A 21,671-nucleotide genomic window follows, 5' to 3' on the forward strand; every position below is an offset into this window, starting at 1 on the left:
GGAGTTTTATCATGCCGCCTCGCCGCTATAACCCTGACTACCGACGTGACGCGCTGTTGGAACGCATAAATCTGGATATCCCTGCCGCTGTAGCTCAGGCGCTGCGTGAAGATTTAGGCGGAGAAGTTGATGCCAATAACGATATCACCGCACAGCTTTTACCCGCGGAGATGCGCTCCCACGCCACCGTGATCACCCGCGAAGATGGCATTTTTTGTGGAAAACGTTGGGTGGAAGAGGTCTTTATTCAACTGGCTGGCGATGATGTCAACATCAACTGGCATGTCGAAGATGGCGACAGCATTAAGACCAATCAGCCGCTATTTGAACTGGACGGCCCTTCCCGCGTGCTGCTAACTGGCGAACGTACCGCGCTTAATTTTGTACAGACGCTTTCGGGTGTGGCGAGCGAGGTGCGTAAATATGTCGACCTGCTGGCGGGAACAAAAACCCAACTGCTGGATACACGTAAAACTCTGCCGGGGCTGCGTACCGCGCTGAAATACGCCGTATTATGCGGCGGCGGCGCAAATCATCGTCTGGGCCTTTCTGACGCTTTCCTGATTAAAGAAAACCACATTATTGCTTCAGGTTCGGTACGTCAGGCCGTTGAAAAAGCCTTCTGGCTGCACCCGGATGTGCCGGTTGAAGTCGAAGTAGAAAGCCTGGATGAACTGGACGACGCGCTGAAAGCAGGGGCCGACATCATCATGCTCGATAACTTCGAAACTGACCAAATGCGGGAAGCGGTAAAACGCACCAACGGCCAGGCGCGTCTGGAAGTGTCGGGTAACGTCACTCATGAAACTCTGCGCGAATTTGCCGAAACCGGCGTGGATTTCATCTCTGTTGGCGCGCTGACCAAGCATGTTCGCGCGCTCGATCTCTCTATGCGTTTTCGCTAATTACTGATGGTGTAGCCCGATAGTACTTTCACTTATCGGGCCCATCACGTCGGTTTTTCTATCGGCCGGATAAAGCGTTTCCGCCGCCATACGGCTGTTTCTTGGAGCCTCTTCGCAAATACGGTGTCTGACTCTGTAATTTCATAAAAATCCTCGGAACCCGCCTTCCCGTTCTGTTTTTTGCCTCTCGCCGTGACCCCGAGCGTTTGCCAAAGTAGCGCCAGCTAACTCAAGGAGCGAACGATGGACAAGCAACGAGGCTTCACACTTATCGAACTCATGGTGGTCATTGGCATTATTGCCATCCTTAGCGCCATCGGTATTCCGGCTTATCAAAACTATCTGCGCAAAGCCGCGTTAACAGACATGCTGCAAACCTTTGTTCCCTATCGCACGGCGGTTGAGCTCTGTGCGCTGGAGCATGGCGGAACAACAACCTGTGATGCCGGAACGAATGGCATCCCTTCTCCAGCCACCACCCGTTATGTCTCAGCCATGAGCGTTGAAAAAGGGGTGGTCAGCCTCAGCGGACAAGAAAGCCTGAACGGGTTAAGCATCACCATGACGCCGGGTTGGGACAATGCCAACGGTATTACCGGCTGGAGTCGTAACTGCGTTATCCAGAATGACAGCGCATTGCAACAGGCCTGTGAAGACGTTTTCCGTTTCGATATCAATTAAGGAAAAGAGATGAATACCACCCAACTTACGGCGCTGTGCCAACGTCATCAGGGAATATTACTGGATGCAGACAATGAAGTGGTGCACATCGCCGTCGTGGACGCTCCGTCCCACGAATTGCTGGACGCACTGCATTTTGCCACCACCCGACGTATCGACATCGTCTGCTGGACGCGTCAACAAATGGAAGGCCACACGCATACGCCACAGAAAATGCTCCCGGCAGTGGTCACGAAAAGCAGCGCCAGCGCAGCAGATTTGCTGAATCAGACGTTTCAATCCGCCCTGGTGCAACGGGCTTCTGATATTCATTTTGAGCCAGCGGAAAATCACTATCGAATCAGATTACGTGTGGATGGCGTACTGCATGCTTTACCGGACGTCACGACCGAGATGGGTATCGCCATCACTGCCAGACTAAAAGTTTTAGGCAGTCTGGATATTGCCGAGCACCGACTTGCGCAAGACGGCCAATTTACCGTTGAAATTTCAGGAGAGCCGGTCTCGTTTCGCATCGCCACCTTGCCCTGTCGCTTTGGCGAAAAAGTGGTGCTACGGCTACTGCATCAGGTCGATCAAGCGCTGGAAATCACCGCGCTGGGAATGCAGGACGCGCAGCTGGCAGCATTTTCACAAGCGTTGCAGCAGCCTCAGGGGCTGATTCTGGTCACCGGACCGACCGGAAGCGGTAAAACGGTCACGCTGTACAGTGCGCTGCAGACCCGAAACACTCCGGACGTTAACCTCTGTAGCGTGGAAGATCCAGTAGAGATCCCGATCGCAGGTCTTAACCAGACACAAATTCATCCACGTGCCGGTCTCACTTTTCAGGGAGTATTGCGCGCGCTGCTGCGCCAGGATCCCGACATTATCATGGTGGGTGAAATCCGTGATGGCGAAACGGCTGAAATAGCCCTTAAAGCCGCACAAACCGGTCATCTGGTTCTATCAACACTGCATACCAATTCCACCACAGAAACACTAATACGCTTGCAGCAAATGGGGGTTGCACGCTGGATGATCGCCTCCGCGCTGACGCTCGTTATTGCGCAGCGGTTGGTGAGAAAATTGTGTCCCCATTGCCGACAACGCCTGGAAACGCCGATCATGCTCCCGGAAGCGATCTGGCCTACGCCACTGCCTCGTTGGCAGGCTCCGGGCTGCCAACATTGCTATCACGGATTTTATGGCCGTACGGCATTGTTTGAAGTTCTCCCCGTGACACCTGCATTGCGCCAGAGCATCGCCAACGGTACGTCCGTAGACGGAGTGGAATCGAATGCTCAGCAACTGGGGATGAGCACGCTTTTCGAAAATGGTTGCAAGGCCGTCGAACAAGGGTTAACAACATTTGAAGAGTTGGTACGCGTACTGGGCATGCCCCATGTCAGCTAAACTGCTTTGGCGCTGGCAAGGTATTAGCAACGAAGGTAATCCACTGGAAGGCGTACTTTGGGCCGATACCCGCCCCTCATTGATGCTTGCTCTTGAGCAACGGCATATTACGCCGCTGCGCATTAATCGTATGCGTGTCAAAGCCTCACACTGGAGCCGTGAAAAAAGCGCTGAAACCATACATCAACTGGCGACGTTGCTGAAAGCAGGGCTAACACTCTCGGCAAGTTTAGCTTTGCTGGCTGAACAGCATCCCAGCAGCCAATGGCAAGCGCTACTGCGTACGCTGGCTCACGATATGGAACAGGGTATTTCTCTCTCCACCTCGCTATCTCAGTGGCAACACGTTTTTCCGCCTCTTTATCAGGCAATGATCCGTACCGGAGAGCTTACGGGTAAGCTGGACGACTGCTGCTTTGAACTCGCCCGCCAGCAGAAGAATCAACAGCAACTGGCGGATAAAGTTAAAAAAGCTCTACGCTATCCGATTTTCATTATCACGATGGCGGTGATGGTGGTGTTCGCGATGCTGCAGTTTGTACTCCCTGAGTTTGCCGCCATTTACCAGTCGTTTAACACCCCGCTACCGGCACTCACTCAGTGGATTATTGCCATCGCGCATTTTAGCAGCCAATGGGGATGGCTGGCGGGAGCATTCAGCCTGGTAGCGGGTGCGGCATATCACCTGATGAAGCAGCAGCCATACTGGCTCACTCTGCGCCAGAAATTGCTGCTCGGCTTCCCGGTCATAGGGCCGATGGTGAGAGGGCAAAAACTCACGCAGATCTTCACTGTTCTGGCGTTAACGCAAAATGCAGGTATTCCTTTTCTGCAAGGCCTTGAGAGCGTCACTGAAACGTTGGCCAACCCTTTCTGGTCGCAACGCTTAGCGCAGGTACATTACGACATCAGCGCCGGACAACCGGTCTGGTTAGCGCTAAAAAATTGCGGTGAATTCAGCCCATTGTGCATACAGTTGGTCAGAACAGGTGAGGCTTCCGGCTCGCTGGATACAATGCTGCGTAATCTCGCCCATCACCACGGCGAGAAAACATTGTCTCAGGCAGAGAATCTGGCTGCGCTACTCGAGCCTGCGTTACTGGTCATTACGGGGCTGATAATCGGTACGCTGGTCGTTGCGATGTATTTGCCGATTTTTCATTTAGGAGATGCGATGAGCGGGGTGGGATAAATTCAAATGCCGGATGGCGCACAGCTTATCCGGCATGTCATAGTACTACCTGTTCTTACAGGCTATTGAAAACGCGGTTTTCTTGTTCCTGTACACGAATAAACGTTGTACGTTTGGTCAGTTCTTTCAGGCGAGATGCACCGACATAGGTACAGGCAGAACGCAGGCCGCCAAGGATATCGCGTGCAGTATTATCAACCGGGCCACGCAGAGGCAACTTAACTGTTTTACCTTCCGCAGCGCGGTATTGTGCAACACCACCGACGTGACGCGTCATGGCTGATTCAGAGCTCATGCCGTAGAACAGCATGAATTTCTCACCGTTCTCTTCAACAATTTTGCCGCCGCTTTCTTCATGACCGGCCAACATACCGCCGAGCATAACGAAGTCCGCGCCACCGCCGAACGCTTTTGCCACGTCACCCGGCATTGTGCAGCCGCCGTCACTGACAATCATGCCGCCCAGACCGTGAGCGGCATCGGCACATTCAATAACCGCAGAAAGCTGTGGGTAGCCAACGCCGGTTTTTACACGTGTGGTACATACAGAACCCGGGCCAATGCCGACTTTAACAATGTCCGCGCCGGAAAGTACCAGCTCTTCACACATTTCTCCAGTAACCACATTGCCCGCACAAATTGTTTTTGTCGGCCATGCTTCACGCGCTTTCGACACAAACTGAACAAAATGCTCTGAGTAGCCATTTGCCACATCAATGCAGATAAAGTTCAGCGCCGGGTTGAGCGCCAGAATCTGTTTGGTTTTTTCGAAATCTGCATCAGAGGTGCCGGTTGAAACCATTACGTGTTTGAGCACATCAGCAGAGCTCTCTGCGATGAAAGCAGTCCAGTCTTCAACAGAATAGTGTTTGTGCACCGCAGTCAGGATGTCGAAGGATGCCAGCGCCGTTGCCATGGCAAACGTCCCGACAGTGTCCATGTTCGCGGCAATAATCGGTACGCCGGACCAGGTCTGACCTGAGTGCTTAAAGGTAAATTGACGTTCCAGCTCAACATCGGAACGGCTTTTGAGAGTAGAACGCTTAGGGCGGATAAGAACGTCTTTGAAACCTAACTTCAGATCTTCTTCGATACGCATGTGCGGATTCCTGGGGTTAATGGCGAAAAATCGAAACTCACAACTCCAGTGACGCTATCATACGCACTAATCAATGCCGCGCAAGACTGCGAAATTCTCTTTTTTTACGCTACAATCCCATAAATTTACCTGGCGAATAGTAGGTTAATCCTGCAGCAGCCTCGCCGTCGCACGCTTAACTTTTAACTGTTTGATAATCAAACTTAAACTCCAGGATCTGCATCTATGAGGTATACGGTAGCCTTAACCGGCGGCATTGGCAGTGGTAAAAGTACCGTTGCAAATGCGTTCGCTGACCTCGGAATAAACGTCATTGATGCAGATATTATTGCGCGTCAGGTGGTTGAACCCGGTACCCCAGCCCTTAAGGCGATCGAAGAACATTTTGGTAACGAAGTTATAGCTGCCGACGGCTCGTTGCAGCGACGCATTTTACGCGAACGCATTTTTTCCAGTCCTGAGGAAAAAAGCTGGTTGAATGCCTTGCTCCATCCACTTATTCAGCAGGAAACGCAGCGCCAGTTTCAGCAAGCAACCTCCCCTTATCTGTTGTGGGTTGTACCTTTGCTGGTGGAAAATTCGCTGTATAAAAAAGCCAACCGCGTACTCGTGGTGGATGTTACCCCCGAGACACAGCTCAGACGCACTATGCAGCGCGATGACGTCACGCGTGAGCATGTTGAACAAATTCTTGCTGCCCAGGCAACGCGCGAAGCGCGTCTGGCCGTGGCAGACGATGTTATTGATAATAATGGCGCACCGGAGGCCATCGCCTCGGATGTCGCCCGCCTGCACGCGCTCTATTTGCAATGCGCGTTGCAGTTTGTCTCACAGGAAAAACCGTAATGCACACCCAGGTCCTTTTTGAACACCCTCTCAATGAGAAGATGCGTACATGGCTGCGCATAGAGTTTTTAATCCAACAGCTCTCCGTTAATGTACCCATAGCGGACCATGCAGGCGCACTGCATTTTTTCCGCAACATCGGAGACTTACTGGATGTCTTTGAACGCGGCGAAGTCCGTACCGAACTCCTCAAAGAGCTGGAAAGACAACAGCGTAAACTCCAGGCCTGGGTTGAAGTTCCCGGCGTCGATCAAAACAGGATCGACGCATTGCGCCAGCAGTTAAAAAGCGCGGGCAGCATTCTTATTTCGGCTCCGCGTATTGGACAGACGCTGCGCGAAGATCGTCTGATTGGCCTTGTACGTCAGCGTTTAAGCATTCCTGGCGGATGCTGCAGCTTCGATCTGCCGACCCTGCATATTTGGTTACATCTACCGCAGTCGCATCGCGACGCGCAGGTTGAAACATGGCTTGCAAGTCTGAATCCGCTCAATCAGGCACTGTCGCTGGTGCTGGATTTAATTCGCAACTCTGCGCCATTCCGTAAGCAAACCAGCTTGAATGGTTTTTATCAGGACAACGGCGAAGATGCCGATCTGCTTCGCTTGCAGCTGCCGCTTGATTCGCAGCTTTATCCGCAAATTTCTGGTCATAAGAGCCGCTTTGCTATTCGCTTTATGCCGCTGGATAGCGAGAATGGCCAGGTGCCTGAGCGTCTCGATTTTGATCTGGCGTGCTGTTAAGGAGTCAACATGTCTGAACAAACCATCGTCAACTGCCCAACCTGCGGCAAACCCGTAGTGTGGGGTGAAGTCAGCCCGTTTCGCCCATTCTGCAGCAAGCGCTGCCAGTTAATCGATCTGGGTGAGTGGGCCGCAGAAGAGAAACGTATCCCAAGCTCTGGTGATCTGTCGGAAAACGACGACTGGAGTGAAGAGCAGAAGTAATTCAGCTAAAACGTAGGGCGGGCAAGCGTAGCGACCCCGCCCTAATTTGCCGGATGGTGGGGTTGCCTAATCCGGCCTAGGAACACCTTTAACCAGCAATCAGCTTTTCAATTACCGGCGCATTCGCAGGCGGAAAATCTTCTGCATTCAGAGCATCTTGCGCAATCCACTGCGCCGGTTGCCCCTCTTTCCCCCACGGTTCGCCTTCCCAGCTTTCAACCAGCCAGAACCACAGAGTGATATGCCGGTCCGGAAACTGGTACTCCAGCTTTTCGAACAGTGAGCTTTGAGTCGGCGTAATGCCTACTTCTTCCTGTAACTCGCGAATCAGCGCCTGCTCCGGCGTTTCGCCTGCTTCAATTTTCCCGCCGGGGAACTCCAGCTTATTTGCCATGTGGGCATCAGCCGCACGCTGGGTTATAAAAATTTCATGGTGCTGGTTGCGAATAATCCCGACGGCGATCTGCAGTATTTTCATCTTTATCGTCCATAAAAAAGGCGCAGAATTCTGCGCCTTTTCAGTAAGTTACTTTCTTAGCTCAGACGGCCATGGCACTGTTTGTACTTTTTGCCGGAACCGCAAGGACACGGATCGTTACGACCCACTTTACGATCGCCAGTTTGTGCTGCCAGCTCTTCTGCCGCGGCAGAATCGTCACCTTTATGGCTCAACTGCTGCATCTGCGCTAAACGTTCAGCGTCTTCACGACGTTGCTGCTCCATCGCTTCTACTTCTTCAGGCATACGTACCTGAACTTTGCTCAGGGTGCTGATCACTTCGTACTTCAGTGATTCCAGCATTGATGCAAACATAGAGAAGGATTCACGCTTGTATTCCTGCTTCGGATCTTTTTGCGCATAACCACGCAGGTGAATACCCTGACGCAGGTAATCCATCGCCGCAAGGTGCTCTTTCCACAGAGAATCGAGAGTTTGCAGCATCACGCCTTTTTCGAAGTGACGCATCATCTCCGCGCCCACAACTTCTTCTTTACGCTGATAAACTTCGATGGCGTTTGCCAGAATACGTTCGCGCAGCGTTTCCTCATGCAGCTCAGGCTCTTTATCCAGCCACTCTGAAATAGGCATTTCCAGATCGAAGTCGTTTTTCAGACGTTCCTGCAGACCCGGGATATCCCACATTTCTTCCAGAGACTGCGGTGGAATATAGGCATCAATTGTCGCTTTGAAGACATCCTCACGGATGCTATTAATGGTTTCGCTAACGTCAGTGACGTCCAGCAGTTCGTTACGCTGGGTGTAGATTGCGCGACGCTGGTCATTGGCAACGTCATCATATTCCAGCAATTGCTTACGAATATCGAAGTTGCGGCTTTCTACTTTACGCTGCGCGTTTGCAATCGCTTTAGTCACCCACGGGTGTTCAATCGCTTCACCAGGCTTCATGCCCAGTTTACGCATCATGCCGGACACGCGGTCAGAAGCAAAAATACGCATCAGCGCATCTTCCATCGACAGATAGAAACGAGAAGACCCCGCATCCCCCTGACGACCAGAACGACCACGCAGCTGGTTATCTATACGACGAGATTCGTGACGCTCGGTACCGATAATATGTAAACCACCTGCTGCTAACACCGCATCATGGCGAACCTGCCACTCGGCTTTGATCTGCGCGATTTGTTCTGGAGTCGGGTCCTCCAGCTCGGCAATTTCCGCCTGCCAGCTACCACCCAGCACGATATCGGTACCACGACCCGCCATGTTTGTCGCGATAGTCACGGCGGACGGATAACCCGCCTGGGCGACGATTGCGGCTTCGTTGGCGTGGAACTTGGCGTTCAGAACGTTGTGTTTGATACCCGCCTTGTTCAGCTCATTAGAAACCACTTCCGATTTTTCAATAGAGATAGTACCAACCAGCACCGGCTGGCCATTTGCGGTACGCTCTTTAATATCTTCAATGATCGCCTGAATTTTTTCCGCTTCAGTCATGTACACCAGATCCGGTAAATCCTTACGGATCATCGGGCGGTTGGTCGGCACAACCACGGTATCCAGTTTGTAGATGGAGCTGAATTCAAAGGCTTCAGTGTCTGCTGTACCGGTCATACCGGCCAGTTTTTCGTACAAACGGAAGTAGTTCTGGAAGGTAATAGATGCCAGCGTCTGGTTCTCGTTTTGGATATCTACGCCTTCTTTGGCTTCAACAGCCTGGTGCAGACCATCGGACCAGCGGCGGCCCTGCATAGTACGACCGGTGTGTTCGTCAACGATGATAACTTCGCCGTCTTTCACGATATAGTCAACGTCGCGGGTAAACAACACGTGCGCGCGCAGTGCAGCAGTCACGTGGTGCATCAGCATAATGTTGCCCGGAGAGTACAGCGACTCGCCCTCATCCATAATGCCTTCGTTAACCAACAGCTCTTCAATCAGTACCAGACCACGTTCGGTCAGGTTGACCTGGCGCGCTTTCTCATCAACAGAGAAGTGGCCTTCCCCCTGGAACGTGTCGGAATCGTCCTTCTCCTGACGAATCAGGTGCGGGATGATTTTATTCACTTTTTTATACATTTCCGAGCTGTCTTCAGCCGGACCGGAAATGATCAGCGGCGTACGCGCTTCATCGATCAGGATGGAGTCGACTTCATCGACCAGCGCATAGTGCAGTTTACGCTGAACGCGCTCTTCCGGGCTAAACGCCATGTTGTCGCGCAGGTAGTCAAAGCCGTATTCGTTGTTGGTACCGTAAGTAATATCGGCATTGTAGGCTTCACGCTTGGCTGGCGCAGGCAGGCCAGACATGTTGATACCCACGGTCATGCCGAGGAATTCAAACAGCGGGCGGTTATTTTCGGCGTCACGCTGAGCCAGGTAGTCGTTCACGGTAACCACGTGTACACCTTTCCCGCTTAAGGCGTTGAGGTAGGCTGGCAGCGTTGCGGTCAGGGTTTTACCTTCACCGGTACGCATTTCCGCGATGCAGCGATCGTTAAGCACCATACCACCCAGCAGCTGTACGTCGAAATGACGCATGCCGAACACACGCTTACTCGCTTCGCGGACCACCGCGAACGCTTCCGGGATCAGGCTTTCAACGCTGGCGCCTTTTTCCAGACGGGCGCGGAATTCAGCGGTCTTCGCTTTCAGTTCATCATCGGAGAGTTTTTCCATCTCCGGTTCCATTGCATTGATGACATTGACCACTTTACGCATACGACGCAGCGTACGCTCGTTACGGCTACCGAATACTTTTGTTAATAATTTGATTAGCATAATAAAATCTCAAACGCCCCGCGGTGCGGAGTCAAAAATTATAAGTTGGAAGGTTCTTTTTTAGCTGAGGCGTTGAGGGCCAGCACGGATACCCTGCAGCTGGCTGATCCAGACCGGAACGCTAAATGCGGCCTGAGAGGTAAAATGGGCATATGTCACGCGACTCACGGTCGCGGGCGGTCTGCCTTCTTGCGTCAGCATCGCGCTGAGCGTATTCAGTAACGCAAGATGGTGCGCCTGGATTGGCAACGGCTCTTCGGCAACAGGCAGCGCCTGAGGAGCCATGGCAAAAGAAAGATGGCGAATGACCGTACGAATGGCATGCTGATGCCAGTAGTCAACGGTAAAATTCGGGCGGCGATTGGTCGCCTCCAGCAAAGCAAGCTGGCTAAAGTTAACTTTGGCAGATTGATCGTGATTGCTGGCGGTCGCCTTCGCGGGAGTATTAGGTTCAGCAGCATTACCGAGCGCAGGCAGGCCAAAACTAGCCGCGACCATCCCCAACAGGAGATGCGGCCAGAAGTACCGTCTGCCTAACTGTCGCCAACGCGTCAGTATTCCACTCACGTTATTGCCACCTGATATACCCTGCGTTTGGGGTTACAAATGCAAAACCATTTTTTTGCGCATAAATATTACCATTAAAGCGTACGCTCCACAGCAGTAATGACAGCAAGTCGCGGGTAAATATGCTTAAGAAAGCAGCGATCGAATGGTGTTTTAATCTGTTGGTGGGGAAAAAGTCGCTTCAGATAAGGTGGTTTTGCAATCGAAAGATAAAAAACGACTGGCTCACCTGGCCGGAGAGAGTGCCAGATTTACCAGTCGAATTTATGCGACAGCGTATGTCGTTATGCCAGTACAGTCGAAGGTGCTTTGAACGCCAACGGCAGTTCTGCATCGTCCTGGAAGGTCACATATTCCCAGGCTTCCTGTTTTGCCAGGACTGCCTGCAATAGTTTGTTATTCAGTGCATGACCGGATTTATACGCGGTGAATGCACCAATAATGTTGTGACCACACATGAACAAGTCACCAATCGCGTCGAGCATTTTGTGACGAACGAATTCGTCTTCAAAACGCAGGCCGTCTTCGTTCAATACGCGATAATCGTCAACAACGATGGCACAATCGAAGCTGCCGCCCAGGCACAGGCCGCGGGACTGCAGATATTCGATATCACGCATGAAGCCGAAAGTACGCGCGCGGCTGATCTGGCGCATGAACGCATCCGCAGAGAAGTTCATCGCGTAGCGCTGCGTACTGGAGTCGATCGCCGGATGGTTAAAGTCGATGGTGAAATCCAACGTAAAACCATTATACGGCTTAAACTCAGCCCACTTATCGCCATCTTCGACACGAACGGTCTCTTTGATGCGAACAAATTTTTTGGCGCTGCTCAGTTCTTCAATACCTGCATCAAGCAGCAGGTAAACGAACGGAGCGGCACTGCCATCCATAATCGGGATTTCCGGGGCGTTAACTTCAATAACGATGTTATCGATACCTAAGCCCGCCAGAGCAGCATTAAGGTGCTCTACGGTTGAAATCCGCACATCATGCTCATTGACCAGACACGTACAGAGCATGGTATCACGCACAGATTTGGCATCGGCCGGGAAATCTACCGGAGGATTCAAGTCGGTGCGACGATAGATGACCCCGGTGTTGGCCGGCGCAGGGCGTAATGTCAGGGTGACTTTTTTGCCGGTATGCAAACCGACGCCAGTCGCCTGAACGATACGTTTAAGAGTCCTTTGTTTGATCATCGTATAATCTCGCCAAATTACCTATCCAACCGAAGTGTACTATACATTCGGTGGGCCAGTTTAGCACAAAGAGCCACAATTCCCAAATTCCAGCTAATTCTTAATCAGCTTGCTTACGCAGGAATGCAGGGATATCCAGATAATCCGGCTCTTTCGTGGTTTGCGGCGTATTGTCGTTAACCACTTTCGCTACCGGTTTCTGCTCTTGCGTCAACGGCGCCATACCGTGCTGCTGGTAACGATCCATTACCGGCTGCTGTACCTGTTTGTTGGTCACCAGAGTGATTTCAGGACGCTTGTCCATACCAATTCCAGTCGCAACAACGGTCACGCGCAATTCGTCGTTCATATCCGGGTCCAGAGAGGTACCGATAACCACAGTTGCGTTATCCGATGCAAAGGCACGAATCGTGTTACCCACGGTTTCGAACTCATCCAGACGCAGGTCGAAGCCCGCAGTAATGTTAACCAGCACGCCGCGTGCGCCGGACAGATCGATATCTTCCAGCAGCGGAGAAGAGATAGCCATTTCAGCCGCTTCTTCTGCACGGTCTTCACCACTCGCCACGCCAGAACCCATCATCGCGTAGCCCATTTCGGACATCACGGTGCGTACGTCTGCAAAGTCGACGTTCATCAGGCCCGGACGAGTAATCAGTTCAGCGATACCCTGGACTGCGCCTTTCAGCACGTCGTTCGCTGCGCCAAATGCATCCAGCAGGGAGATACCACGGCCCAGTACTTTCAGCAGCTTGTCGTTCGGGATAGTGATCAGAGAGTCCACGTGTTTGGACAGCTCGGTGATACCCTGCTCCGCGAATGCCATACGCTTCTTGCCTTCAAAGTTGAAAGGCTTAGTCACGACAGCAACGGTCAGAATACCTAAATCTTTTGCGACTTCAGCTACCACTGGCGCTGCACCGGTACCGGTACCGCCGCCCATGCCAGCTGCGATAAACACCATGTCTGCACCGTCAAGCGCTGCGCGCAGAGCTTCGCGATCTTCGTCTGCCGCATTACGACCGACTTCCGGGTTTGCACCCGCGCCCAGACCTTTGGTGATGCCGCTACCAATCTGAATGGTCTGTCCAACCGCCGTTTTACGCAACGCCTGAGCGTCGGTATTCACCGCGAAGAATTCAACACCTTCGATGCGCTCACGCACCATGTGTTCAACGGCATTACCGCCGCCGCCACCGACGCCGATGACTTTAATCACCGCGTCGTTGGTTAGTTCCATAGGTTCAAACATAGTTTCTCTCTCCGTTTTACACTTCATCCTTCAAGCCGCCTCTTTGTTGGCTGCCTTCACTCACTCCCGTGACATAGTAAACTATGCTCCAGGAGATTCGCTCAGTTGCCGCCGCGATGCAACTTGAATGACTTTGTGTAGTGCCTGTCGCCTGAGACCGTTAATTTGCGTCGGTCTCTTTAAAAATTAAAACTCTTTACGTAACCAGCTATTCAGTCGCTTGATCCACGATCCGACCGAGGCAGTTACGCGCTTTTCCACTTCAGCCTCACCACTTAAATGGGATTCTTTCCCGTAGTGCAGCAGCCCCACCGCCGTTGAATAATACGGCTCCTGGGCATAATCCGTCAGACCGGTAATATTCAGCGGTGCGCCAATACGTACTTGTGTATGGAACACGCGCTGTGCGCAGGCCGCAAGACCTTCAATTTGCGCAGCACCGCCGGTTAACACAATCCCCGCCGCCAGATGATGTTTCACACCCTGTTGGCGAAGCTGTTCTTGTAATTGCAAAATTTCTTCGTTTACCAGGTTGAGCAGCTCGGTATAACGCGGCTCAATGACCTCTGCCAGAGTCTGACGTTGCAGGCTACGCGGCGGACGACCACCAACGCTTGGCACTTCAACGCTCTCGTCTTTACCCACGATGGAACCCAGTGCGCAGCCATGACGCACTTTGATGGCTTCAGCATCGCTCGGCGGCGTACCAAAGGCATACGCGATATCGCTGGTCACGACATTCCCTGCATAAGGGATAACTTTAGTGTGGCGCAACGCCCCGCCAGTATAAACGGCGATGTCCATTGTACCACCACCAATATCCACCACGCAGACACCCAGTTCACGTTCATCTTCCGTCAATACGGAATAACTGGCTGCCAACCCGGCAAAAATCAGTTGGTCAACTTTCAGACCACAACGTTCAACGGCTTTGACAATATTCTTCGCCATGTCGTTGTGGCAGGTAATAAGGTGGACTTTTGCCTGCATACGCACACCGGAAAGACCGACCGGATTTTTGATACCTTCCTGGTAGTCGATGGCGTATTCCTGCGGGATGACGTGCAGAACACGATGTTCATCGCGAACGCGTACGGATTTTGCCGTATGTACCACGTTTTCCACATCTTCCTGCGTCACTTCCTCTTCGGAAATGGGCACCATACCAATTTCATTCTGACAGCTAATATGTTTACCGGAAAGCGCCAGATACACTGAAGAGATCTGGCAATCTGCCATCAGTTCAGCCTGGTCAATGGCGCGCTGTACGCACTTCACCACTGACTCAAGGTCATTCACCCCGCCTTTATCCATACCTCGCGATGGGCAACTGCCCACGCCAATGATATTGACCATACCGTCGGGCAGAACTTCCCCTACTAAAGCGGCTACCTTCGCGGTGCCAATCTCCAGTCCAACTACCAGTTTTCTGTCCGTCGCCTTGATCATTGTTGTTCTGCCTGTGCCTGATTCTGTTGCTGATTAGATTCCTCAGGAGGCAAGGGAACCCAGCCTACTGCCGCTCCTGAGTCATAACGCAAATCAACGTAGCTAATCCGTTTGCCATCGGTTTGCGCCTGCTGCTGTAAAACCGGGTAGAGTTCCACAAAGCGAGCCAAACGTTTTATCGTATCGCCCCTGCCCAGATTCAGCTTAATATCGTTATTCAGCGTCAACTGCCAGGAACGACGAGCGGTCATTGCCGCTTCCTTCAGGGTGAATCTGTCCTTAGCCAGCACCTGCCCCATATCGCGGAACCCTTGCAGCACTTCACTTGCGCTGCCTTCCGGTCCGTACAACATAGGTAATACCTGCTTATTAGCCCGACCGGTTGGGACACTGAAGGTATTTCCTTCAGCATCCACCATATGTTGGTCATTCCAACGCGCTATTGGCACATATTCAACCAGATGAATCTTCAATTCATCAGGCCATTGCTTTCTGACGCTCGCCTGTTTGATCCAGGGGAGGCGTTCAATCTGGCTCTGGATGATGTTCACATCCTGAGTCATAAATGTTCCCGGAGCGCCCAGCGCCAGGATGGACTGACGGATATCATCATTGCGCGTGTAATGCCGTTCACCGGTTAACACCAGTTTTGACAATGGCAGGCGCTGCGCATCTTCCATCCATCCCAACACTACCCAGCCGCTGACAAACACGGTGCACAGCACTGTCAGCAGGAACAGTATTCCTGCAAGACGCGTTCCATTATTGCGGCGTGAGGAGTTTACTTCTTCTTCATCACCGTTTCGCGTGTTCAGCGCAGCCTGCGACATATCAGTCCGCCAACTCCAGAATTCTTACCACCAACTGCGAGAAGCTCAGGCCCGCCTGACGCGCCGCCATCGGCACCAGACTGTGGCTGGTCATACCCGGAGAGGTATTCGCTTCCAGCAGATAAAACTGGCCATCGCTGTCCAGCATGACGTCAATGCGACCCCAACCTTTACAGCCCAATGCAGTCCACGCTTTCAGGACTAATTCCTGTAAAAAGGCTTCTTGTTCGACTTCCAGACCAGCAGGGCAGAAATATTGTGTCTCATCAGAGAGATACTTCGCCTCATAATCATAGAAGGTTCCCGCGGGTTGGATACGTATTGACGGTAAAATTTCTTCGCCAAGTATCGCAACTGTAAATTCCGGGCCACTGAGCCATTTTTCAATCAGTACTTCTTCATCATGCTGAAAAGCCAATGCTAATGCACCCTGCAAAGCATTTTCTTCTTCAACTTTTGACATCCCTACGCTGGAACCTTCACGGCTTGGCTTTACAATCAGCGGCAAGCCTAACGCAGAAATTTTTGTAACTGCTTCATCGCTAAGACCTTTTTCGAACTCAGCGCGGGTCAGCGCAACCCATGGGGCGACGGGTAAACCTGCGCCCTGCCACAGCAGCTTGCTGCGCAGTTTGTCCATGGAAATCGCGGAAGCCATGACGCCGCTGCCGGTATACGGCAGGCCAATCAGCTCCAGCATGCCCTGCAATGTGCCATCTTCACCGCCACGACCATGCAGCGCAATAAACACCTTCTGAAACCCCATAGATTTCAGAAGAGTGACATCGACCTCTTTAGGGTCAACCGGATGGGCATCTACACCACCTTCGCGTAACCCTGCCAATACGGCCGCGCCTGAATTCAGCGATACTTCACGCTCAGCGGAGGTTCCCCCTAACAGGACCGCGATTTTATCAGCCATGTTGTTCTTCCTCCGGGTTTTGCGGCTTCAGTTTGATTTCAGCTAAGGAACGCGCGATTTTGCCGATATTTCCAGCGCCCTGCACCAAAATCAGATCGTTGCCGGTTAATACGGGTGCCAGCATTTCTGCCACCTGGGCCGGGTCGGATACCAGAATCGGATCGATCTTACCGCGGCCACGAATCGTACGGCACAACGAGCGGCTGTCGGCCCCCGGAATCGCGGCTTCGCCCGCGGCATACACATCCAGCATCAACAGCGCATCGACCTGGGTCAGCACGTTGGCAAAGTCGTCGTACAGATCGCGAGTACGCGTAAACCGGTGCGGCTGGAACAGCATCACCAGGTTTTTGTCCGGCCACCCCGCGCGCGCGGCTTTAATCGTAGCGTCCACTTCCGTTGGGTGGTGGCCATAATCATCAACCAGCATCGCGGTCCCGGCTTTACCGTTCACCGGCTCAAGCGGGAATTCGCCGAGGAAGTCAAAACGACGTCCGGTACCCTGGAAACTTTCCAGCGCGCGCAGAATAGCGTCGTCTTCAATACCTTCTTCCGTCGCGACCGCCACTGCCGCCGCCGCGTTCAGTGCATTGTGACGACCCGGCGCGTTTAACGTAACACGTAAATCGGCCATCCCCTGACGCACCAGCGTGAAGTGCCCTTGTGGACCAATCTGCTGGTAATCTTCAACGCGCACATCGGCATCATCACTGAAACCATAGGTTGTGGTTTGACGGCCAACTCGCGGTAACAGTTCGCGGATCACCGGATCGTCAACGCACATCACCGCACGGCCATAAAACGGCAAGTTATGCAGGAAATTAATAAACGTCTGCTTTAAATTTTCGAAGTCGCCATGGTAGGTATCCATGTGGTCAGCTTCGATATTGGTGACAATCGCCACCATCGGCTGCAAATGCAGGAACGACGCGTCGCTCTCGTCTGCTTCGGCAATCAAATAACGGCTATGACCCAGGCGTGCATGCACGCCTGCGGCCTTCACCAGACCGCCGTTGACAAAAGTGGGATCCAGACCCGCTTCTGCGTAGATGCTGGAGACCATTGCCGTGGTCGTGGTTTTACCGTGCGTCCCGGCAATAGCGATACCGTGACGAAAACGCATTAACTCCGCCAGCATTTCAGCACGACGAATCACCGGAATACGTGCTTCATGCGCTGCAACAATTTCCGGGTTATCCGCAGAAATAGCGCTGGATACCACCACCACGCTCGCATCGCGCACGTTTTCCGGGCGATGGTTGAAGAAAATCGTGGCACCCAGATTCGTCAACTGCTGCGTCACAGGATTCGGCGCTAAGTCAGAACCGCTGATCTGATAACCTTCATTGGCCAAAACTTCGGCAATACCGCCCATACCAGCACCACCGATGCCGACAAAGTGAATGTGCCGAACGCGACGCATTTCGGGCACGATGGAACGCAGTTTTGCCAGTTGTTGTGTATTCATTCTTTAGCCATTAACTTCTTAGTTCATGCGATGCAAAAGGCATCACCACAATTACGCCCGGGCAGCCCGGCTCACTTCATTTGCAACGCGCTCTGTGGCATCCGGTATGGATGCGGCGCGCGCACGTTCTGCCATGGTTAATAACGTTTCTCGCGACCACCCGGCAAGGGTGCTGGCGACGGCATCCACAGTAAACTGCGGCTGCTCCAGAATTTTGGCGGCGCCCGCTTTCTCCAGCGGCAGCGCATTCCAATACTGCTGTCTGTCTTTGTGCTGGAACGGCACAAACAGCGCAGGCAAACCTGCGGCGGCAATTTCGCTCACCGTCAGCGCGCCTGAGCGACAAACCACGACATCAGCCCACGCGTAGGCCACTGCCATATCATCAATAAACTCAGTGACCTTGTGCTGCGGTTGTCCCGCGTCGGCATACGCCTGTTCAACGGTCTGCTGCGCGCCTTTGCCGCTCTGATGCCAGATAGTCACCGCGTCGCCAAGCTTTGCGGCAACCTGCGGCATCGTCTGGTTCAGTACGCGTGCGCCCTGAGATCCCCCGACGACCAATACACGAACCGGACCTTCACGCCCGGCCAGGCGCACTTTTGGCAACGGCAGCGCCAGCACGTCAGTGCGCACTGGGTTGCCCACCACTTCCGCATTCGGGAAAGCGCCAGGAAAAGCCTGCATCACCGTAGTGGCAATCTTCGCCAGCCATTTGTTAGTTAATCCCGCAATGCCGTTCTGCTCATGCAGTACAACCGGAATACCTAATGACCAGGCCGCCAGACCGCCAGGGCCAGACACGTAGCCGCCCATACCCAGCACCACATCGGGTTTAAACTGCTTCATGATGGCGCGCGCCTGACGCCAGGCAAAAAAAATACGCACAGGTGCAGCCAGCAGCGCATTGACGCCTTTGCCACGCAAACCGGAGATACGAATAAAGTCAATTTCAATGCCGTGTTTCGGCACTAAGTCCGCTTCCATACGATCGGCGGTGCCCAGCCAACGAACCTGCCAGCCCTGGGCCATTAAATGGTGCGCGACCGCCAGCCCCGGGAACACATGCCCGCCGGTACCGCCTGCCATCACCATTAACCGCTTCGGTTGACCACTCATCGTGCACCTCGTGTAAACGCCTGGGCTTTTTCCAGACGCGTTTCATAATCAATACGTAACAAAAACATGATGGCCGTCGACATAATCAACAAACTTGAACCACCATAACTGATCAGCGGCAGCGTCAGACCTTTGGTTGGCAGCATACCCGCCGCCGCACCGACGTTTACCAGTGCCTGGAAGCTAAACCAGATCCCGATTGAGCAGGCTAAAAAGCCTGAAAAACGGTGGTCAATTTCCAACGCCTTACGGCCAATCGACATCGCGCGAAAAGCGACGAAGAATACCATTAAAAGTGCCAATACCACACCGATATAACCCAGCTCTTCCCCAATGATGGCGAAGATGAAGTCGGTGTGCGCTTCTGGTAAATACTCCAGTTTTTGGACTGAATTACCTAAGCCCTGCCCCCAAACCTCACCGCGACCAAAGGCCATCAGGGATTGCGTCAGCTGGTAGCCACTGCCGAACGGATCTTCCCATGGGTTCCAGAAGGAGGTTACGCGGCGAATACGATACGGTTCGGCAAGGATCAGCAGCACGACCGCTGAAATCCCCATGCCGATAATGGCAATGAACTGCCACAGTTTCGCTCCGGCGAGAAACAGCATCGCCAGGGTAGTGACAAACAGCACTACCACCGTACCAAGGTCAGGCTGTGCCAGCAGTAAAATAGCCAGCACCAGGATCACGCCCATCGGTTTTAAGAAACCGCGCAGGTTGTTACGCACTTCATCAACTTTACGCACCAGGTAGTTGGCGAGGTAACAGAACAGCGACAGCTTGGTAAATTCCGCAGGCTGAATACGCAGCGGCCCCAGCGCAATCCAGCGCGACGCCCCGTTAACGGAGCTACCCACCACCAGCACAATCAGCAGCATGATGATCGAGGCTATCAGCATCGTCGTACTGTACTTTTGCCAGAACTCCATCGGCAGACGCAGCGTCACCATCGCCAGACAGAAGGCGAGGAAGATGTACAGTGCGTCACGCTTAGCAAACAGGAAAGGATCGCCCGCCAGGCGTTGCCCTACGGGCATCGATGCCGATGTCACCATCACAAAACCGATCGCTGCCAGACCAAAGGTCAACCACAGCAGCATGCGGTCATACATGATCAGGCTGTCCGCGTCTTTATCACGCGAAGCCATCACCCAGCCTTTAAGTGCCGCGAAGACCCACGCCAGGATACCCAGTCCCGGTAAGCGCGGCATTCTCAGACGAGGGAGAGATAAGCGCATCAACCCAACTCCTTCGCCAGGCGGGTAAAGACGTCACCGCGTTGCTCAAAGTTCTTGAACTGGTCGAGGCTGGCGCAGGCGGGCGACAGCAGCACCATATCGCCCGACTTCACGCGCGGTGCGAGCAGACGCATTGCCTGCTCCATGGTTTCAGTTTGTTCCGTAACGTCAGGTCGCAGAGCAGCAAGCTGCGCGCCATCGCGACCAAAGCAATACAGACGAATGTTGTCGCCGGTCAGGTATCGTTGCAGCGGCGTAAAGTCAGCGGATTTCCCGTCTCCCCCCAGCAACAGGTGCAACGTACCGTCAACGTGCAGGCCATTCAGCGCGGCTTCAGTGCTGCCGACGTTGGTGGCTTTAGAATCGTTAATCCAGCGCACGCCGTTGTGCTCAAGCACAGTCTGGAAACGGTGCGCCAGACCGGTAAACGTGGTGAGCGCTTTCAGGCTCGACGCCCGCGGCAGACCCGCAGCATCCGCCAGCGCCAGCGCAGCCAGGGCGTTGGTATAGTTATGCTGACCGGAAAGCGTCATCTCTTTCACGTTAAGAACTTTTTCACCCTTCACTCGCAGCCAGGTTTCGCCCTGCTGACGGTTCAGGTGATAGTCACCCATGTTGATGCCAAAGCTCACGCAACGCTCATCCGCTCCGCGAACCGGCATGGTCAGCGCATCATCAGCGTTGACCACACACACTTTCGCGTTTTCATAGACGCGCAGTTTGGCCGCACGGTACTGCTGCAAGCCAAACGGATATCTGTCCATATGGTCTTCGGTGACGTTCAAAATGGTAGCGGCTACGGCTTGTAAGCTGGAGGTCGTTTCCAGTTGGAAGCTCGACAGTTCCAGAACATACAGCTCACGTTCGTCATCCAGCAGCATCAGCGCGGGCAGGCCAATATTACCGCCGACCCCCACGTTCACACCGGCCGCTTTCGCCATCTCACCTACCAGCGTAGTGACTGTGCTTTTCCCGTTGGAACCGGTGATCGCGACGATCGGTGCCTGTGCTTCACGACAGAACAGCTCAATGTCGCCGACAATTTCAATTCCCGCATCGGCGGCGGCGCTCAACGAAGGATGCGCCAGGGCAATACCAGGGCTGGCGACAATAAGATCAGCGGCCAGCAGCCAGTCATCATTCAGACTGCCAACATGACGCTCAACCGCTTCCGGTAATTTGTCCAGGCCCGGCGGCGTCGCGCGGGTATCCATTACGCGCGGCGTCACGCCACGCGCCAGGAAGAAATCCACGCAGGACAGCCCGGTCAAACCCAGACCGATAATGACGACTTTTTTACCCTGGTAATCAGCCAT

The 21,671-nt window shown here is 53.3% G+C and carries 20 protein-coding genes; 7 read left to right on the forward strand and 13 right to left on the reverse strand.

Annotated features, from left to right (window positions below):
* The first annotated feature begins 11 nt into the window (after positions 1 to 11).
* From nadC to hofC, 4 genes are all read left to right on the forward strand, one after another.
* Positions 12 to 905, forward strand: coding sequence for a carboxylating nicotinate-nucleotide diphosphorylase (nadC, locus tag B9P82_RS19050; protein ID WP_094760807.1), 894 nt, complete (start codon positions 12 to 14; stop codon positions 903 to 905).
* 243 nt (positions 906 to 1,148) lie between these two features.
* Complete coding sequence (gene ppdD, locus B9P82_RS19060; protein WP_016151710.1) at positions 1,149 to 1,586, forward strand: prepilin peptidase-dependent pilin; 438 nt, start codon at positions 1,149 to 1,151, stop codon at positions 1,584 to 1,586.
* 9 nt (positions 1,587 to 1,595) lie between these two features.
* Positions 1,596 to 2,981 carry a type II secretion system protein GspE gene (gene gspE, locus B9P82_RS19065; protein ID WP_049269183.1) on the forward strand — a complete coding sequence of 462 codons (1,386 nt, stop codon included), beginning with the start codon at positions 1,596 to 1,598 and terminating at the stop codon, positions 2,979 to 2,981.
* The gene (gene hofC / locus B9P82_RS19070) at positions 2,971 to 4,173 is read left to right on the forward strand and encodes a protein transport protein HofC (protein WP_101700749.1); all 1,203 of its coding nucleotides are present in this window, start codon (positions 2,971 to 2,973) and stop codon (positions 4,171 to 4,173) included. Before gspE ends, hofC begins: the two co-directional genes overlap by 11 nt.
* Before the next feature lie 55 nt (positions 4,174 to 4,228).
* Here hofC and B9P82_RS19075 read toward each other — a convergent pair whose 3' ends face one another.
* On the reverse strand, positions 4,229 to 5,272 hold the full coding sequence (locus tag B9P82_RS19075; protein ID WP_019078378.1) for a GMP reductase: 1,044 nt from the start codon (positions 5,270 to 5,272) through the stop codon (positions 4,229 to 4,231).
* 225 nt (positions 5,273 to 5,497) lie between these two features.
* On the opposite strand from B9P82_RS19075, the gene coaE reads away from it, so the two are divergent.
* The 3 genes from coaE to yacG are packed head-to-tail and all read left to right on the forward strand — an operon-like array spanning position 5,498 to position 7,065.
* Positions 5,498 to 6,118 (forward strand): dephospho-CoA kinase, encoded by a 621-nt coding sequence (gene coaE / locus B9P82_RS19080; RefSeq protein WP_101700750.1) that lies wholly within the window; start codon positions 5,498 to 5,500, stop codon positions 6,116 to 6,118.
* Positions 6,118 to 6,861: a cell division protein ZapD gene (zapD, locus tag B9P82_RS19085; RefSeq protein ID WP_016151705.1), complete on the forward strand. Its 744-nt coding sequence runs from the start codon at positions 6,118 to 6,120 to the stop codon at positions 6,859 to 6,861. The genes coaE and zapD overlap by 1 nt, the downstream gene beginning before the upstream one ends.
* Positions 6,862 to 6,870: 9 nt before the next feature.
* Entirely contained in the window at positions 6,871 to 7,065 is a 195-nt protein-coding gene (gene yacG / locus B9P82_RS19090) for a DNA gyrase inhibitor YacG (RefSeq protein WP_016151704.1), read from the forward strand.
* An 88-nt stretch (positions 7,066 to 7,153) separates the two neighbouring features.
* On the opposite strand, the gene mutT is transcribed toward yacG, so the two are convergent.
* The 12 genes from mutT to murD all read right to left on the reverse strand — a co-directional run bounded on the left by mutT (position 7,154) and on the right by murD (position 21,671).
* Positions 7,154 to 7,543 carry an 8-oxo-dGTP diphosphatase MutT gene (gene mutT / locus B9P82_RS19095; protein ID WP_046275370.1) on the reverse strand — a complete coding sequence of 130 codons (390 nt, stop codon included), beginning with the start codon at positions 7,541 to 7,543 and terminating at the stop codon, positions 7,154 to 7,156.
* A gap of 56 nt (positions 7,544 to 7,599) precedes the next feature.
* Positions 7,600 to 10,305 carry a preprotein translocase subunit SecA gene (gene secA / locus B9P82_RS19100; protein ID WP_016151702.1) on the reverse strand — a complete coding sequence of 902 codons (2,706 nt, stop codon included), beginning with the start codon at positions 10,303 to 10,305 and terminating at the stop codon, positions 7,600 to 7,602.
* A gap of 60 nt (positions 10,306 to 10,365) precedes the next feature.
* The gene (secM, locus tag B9P82_RS19105; protein ID WP_029139762.1) at positions 10,366 to 10,872 is read right to left on the reverse strand and encodes a secA translation cis-regulator SecM; all 507 of its coding nucleotides are present in this window, start codon (positions 10,870 to 10,872) and stop codon (positions 10,366 to 10,368) included.
* A gap of 284 nt (positions 10,873 to 11,156) precedes the next feature.
* Complete coding sequence (lpxC, locus tag B9P82_RS19110) at positions 11,157 to 12,074, reverse strand: UDP-3-O-acyl-N-acetylglucosamine deacetylase (RefSeq protein WP_006686706.1); 918 nt, start codon at positions 12,072 to 12,074, stop codon at positions 11,157 to 11,159.
* 100 nt (positions 12,075 to 12,174) lie between these two features.
* Entirely contained in the window at positions 12,175 to 13,326 is a 1,152-nt protein-coding gene (gene ftsZ, locus B9P82_RS19115) for a cell division protein FtsZ (protein ID WP_003018753.1), read from the reverse strand.
* A gap of 186 nt (positions 13,327 to 13,512) precedes the next feature.
* Complete coding sequence (ftsA, locus tag B9P82_RS19120; RefSeq protein WP_003018755.1) at positions 13,513 to 14,775, reverse strand: cell division protein FtsA; 1,263 nt, start codon at positions 14,773 to 14,775, stop codon at positions 13,513 to 13,515.
* Entirely contained in the window at positions 14,772 to 15,605 is an 834-nt protein-coding gene (gene ftsQ, locus B9P82_RS19125) for a cell division protein FtsQ (RefSeq protein ID WP_003018758.1), read from the reverse strand. Before ftsQ ends, ftsA begins: the two co-directional genes overlap by 4 nt.
* A gap of 1 nt (position 15,606) precedes the next feature.
* The gene (locus B9P82_RS19130; RefSeq protein ID WP_016151699.1) at positions 15,607 to 16,527 is read right to left on the reverse strand and encodes a D-alanine--D-alanine ligase; all 921 of its coding nucleotides are present in this window, start codon (positions 16,525 to 16,527) and stop codon (positions 15,607 to 15,609) included.
* Positions 16,520 to 17,995 carry a UDP-N-acetylmuramate--L-alanine ligase gene (gene murC, locus B9P82_RS19135; protein ID WP_016151698.1) on the reverse strand — a complete coding sequence of 492 codons (1,476 nt, stop codon included), beginning with the start codon at positions 17,993 to 17,995 and terminating at the stop codon, positions 16,520 to 16,522. Before murC ends, B9P82_RS19130 begins: the two co-directional genes overlap by 8 nt.
* Positions 17,996 to 18,046: 51 nt before the next feature.
* Positions 18,047 to 19,114 carry an undecaprenyldiphospho-muramoylpentapeptide beta-N-acetylglucosaminyltransferase gene (murG, locus tag B9P82_RS19140; RefSeq protein ID WP_101700751.1) on the reverse strand — a complete coding sequence of 356 codons (1,068 nt, stop codon included), beginning with the start codon at positions 19,112 to 19,114 and terminating at the stop codon, positions 18,047 to 18,049.
* Positions 19,111 to 20,355, reverse strand: coding sequence for a cell division protein FtsW (ftsW, locus tag B9P82_RS19145; RefSeq protein ID WP_016151696.1), 1,245 nt, complete (start codon positions 20,353 to 20,355; stop codon positions 19,111 to 19,113). Before ftsW ends, murG begins: the two co-directional genes overlap by 4 nt.
* Complete coding sequence (murD, locus tag B9P82_RS19150) at positions 20,355 to 21,671, reverse strand: UDP-N-acetylmuramoyl-L-alanine--D-glutamate ligase (protein ID WP_016151695.1); 1,317 nt, start codon at positions 21,669 to 21,671, stop codon at positions 20,355 to 20,357. Before murD ends, ftsW begins: the two co-directional genes overlap by 1 nt.

Source organism: Citrobacter sp. L55 (assembly GCF_002850715.1).
In the GTDB taxonomy this organism is placed as follows: Bacteria; Pseudomonadota; Gammaproteobacteria; order Enterobacterales; family Enterobacteriaceae; genus Citrobacter; species Citrobacter braakii.